We start from the raw sequence: 2579 nt of genomic DNA, 5'->3' as shown, positions 1-2579 counted from the left end.
ACTTGTTTACAAACAGCAATAACAAAGCCAGCTAGCGCTTAAGCCGCTTCGCCAATCACGGCGTCTGTACTTGCCTGAGTATCATTTGAGCAGAAACAAACAGAGTGAATAAAAGGTATGGATGTCCCGTTTGTTGTTGTTCATAATGAACCTCTTATGGTTATATTGTGGATTCGAATATGGAGCTGGAAGAAGTTTATCGCCGAGACTTAAATCTGTTAGTCGCGTTAAAAGTACTGATAGAAGAGGGAAGTGTCAGTCGTACCGCAATCAGGCTTAATTTAAGCCAATCAGCGATGAGCCGGGTACTGGGAAGATTAAGAGAACTGCTCAACGATCCTCTTTTTATCCGCCAGGGACAACATCTTCAGCCTACACAACGTGCTATCGAGATAAGTCACGCACTTAATGAACCGTTAGAATCACTGCGGATTTTACTGTCTCCAACTGATTTCGAGCCGAAACTATGCAAGCAGCATTTTGTTATCGCCACTACCGATTATGCAATGCAGACCATTTTGCCCTATGCATTACCGCGCATTTATGAGGAAGCGCCAAATATTTCACTGGAATTTCCACCACTTCAGCATGAACAGATGCTTAATCAATTAACAACAGAAGGCTGCGATATGGCAATCTGTCGTCCTACTCGTAATATTGAGCCATTAGTGCATGAAAAACTGGGTTTAGTCAGTGTTTTTTGCATGTTATCGAAATCTCATCCGCTGGCAGACAAAGAGATAACCTTAGCTGATTATCTTGCTTATCCGCATGCATTGATTGCTATTAGTGATGGCGTGAAAGCGCTGATCGACGCTGCGCTTAGTGGTCATCCAAAAGCAAAAACCGTATTACGGGCCTATCATTTACAAGCCGCGTTAGCGATTGTCGACAAGATGCCTCTTATTATTACTGTGCCCGCTGATTTAGCCTATTTAGTGGCAGAGCAGCATAATCTGATTGTAAAACCTTTGCCCTTTGAGTTTAAACCCTTTGAATATTCACTTATCTGGCACCCTCGCTGTGAACACTCGGCAGCACAGATATGGCTGCGTAACTTATTAAAAGAGCAATGTGGCAGATTAATTGATAAACGCGTACAAGATATGGGATTGGTATAGCGGTTTTAACTGTAAAGGTTTATAAAAAGCCTGCTAATGCAGGCTTAATTTAAAATTGTGATGCTAATTGCGATTATAGTTTAATCACGATACGGCCTGTCACCTGGCCGTTAGTAATCGCTTCAGCGCACTCTACCGCTTGCTCTAAACCCACTTCGCGACAAGCTTGCTGGTAATAGCTTTCAGGTAAAATTTCAACTAAACGATTCCAGGCATTAATACGTTTTTGATAAGGGCATGATACTGAATCGATGCCTAATAATTTAACGCCACGTAAAATAAATGGCATAACTGTTGTTGGCAAATCAAAACCGCCAGCTAAACCACAAGCTGCGACTGCACCGTTATAATCCATTTGTGCTAAAACCTTAGCAAGCACCTTGCTACCCACTGTATCAACAGCGCCAGCCCATAACTGTTTTTCTAAAGCACGTGCAGGCTCTTCAAACTCACTGCGGTCAATAATACGGCTTGCGCCCAGTTGTTTTAATAGTTCACTGTTTTCTTCAACACGCCCCGTTACTGCCGCAACTTTGTAACTTAGTTGCGCTAATAAAGTAACCGCTACCGAGCCAACACCACCACTCGCGCCAGTCACCAAAACTTCGCCGCTTTCAGGTTTAACGCCTGCATCAACTAATGCCTGCACACACAACATTGCGGTTAATCCCGCGGTGCCGATCATCATCGCTTGTTTACTGGTAATGCCTTGTGGTTGTGGTACTAACCAATCAGCCTTCAAACTGGCTTTTTCTGCCATGCCGCCCCAATGGCCTTCACCTACACCCCAGCCAGTTAAGACAACACTGTCACCAGGTTGGTAACGTGAATCTTTTGATTCAATAACGCGGCCAGCTAAATCGATGCCGGGAATCATAGGAAACTGGCGAACAATACGTCCTTTACCTGTAATAGCTAAACCATCTTTATAGTTTAAAGATGAGTAATCAACATCAATGAGTACTTCACCTTCAGGAAGCTGTGACTCATCGATTTGACGAATTTCTGCAATAGTATTTTTTTCATGTTGGTCAAGAACAAGTGCTTTAAACATAAAGTTACTCCGTGAGTAATAGGGCCGTTTCAAGAATTAAAGAGTGTAGGTCTGAATCTAACATGAAAAAAGTGAAACTTAATCATAAAGTCTATGTATAAACCACATATATCCAAATGCTTCGGTTATCGTGATATTAATTTTCAATATAAAATGATGATATTGAGTATCTCCGCACTTTGCCGTTCGATTTTGCCTCTTCGTATTTAATTAATTTTCAATTAATGATTAAGAATCAATTAGTAAGCGCATTCTCATTAGTAGGTGTTTGATTAAGCTCTCAGTTTGATGATGTTTTTTTAATATCGTTCAGTAGTTGTTCTAGGATCGCTCGATAAATGACCATTGAGAGTCGTTTTAACGGATTATTCCGTCTTTCAAAAATCTTTATCTTTTAGTGAAGT

Annotated in this window: 2 protein-coding genes; one reads left to right on the top strand and one right to left on the bottom strand. The window is 41.3% G+C overall.

Features of this window, described 5'->3' with window-relative positions:
* Positions 1-179: 179 nt before the first annotated feature.
* On the top strand, positions 180-1121 hold the full coding sequence (locus tag AC4GME_RS18655) for a LysR family transcriptional regulator (RefSeq protein ID WP_490378075.1): 942 nt from the start codon (positions 180-182) through the stop codon (positions 1119-1121).
* 73 nt (positions 1122-1194) lie between these two features.
* On the opposite strand, the gene acuI is transcribed toward AC4GME_RS18655, so the two are convergent.
* Positions 1195-2175, bottom strand: a complete 981-nt coding sequence (acuI, locus tag AC4GME_RS18650) for an acrylyl-CoA reductase (NADPH) (RefSeq protein ID WP_490380024.1) — start codon at positions 2173-2175, stop codon at positions 1195-1197.
* Positions 2176-2579 lie beyond the last annotated feature (404 nt).

This window comes from Psychromonas sp., from assembly GCF_983033635.1.
Note: the sequence above shows the minus strand (reverse complement) of the source record. Positions and strands in the feature narration are given on the sequence as shown.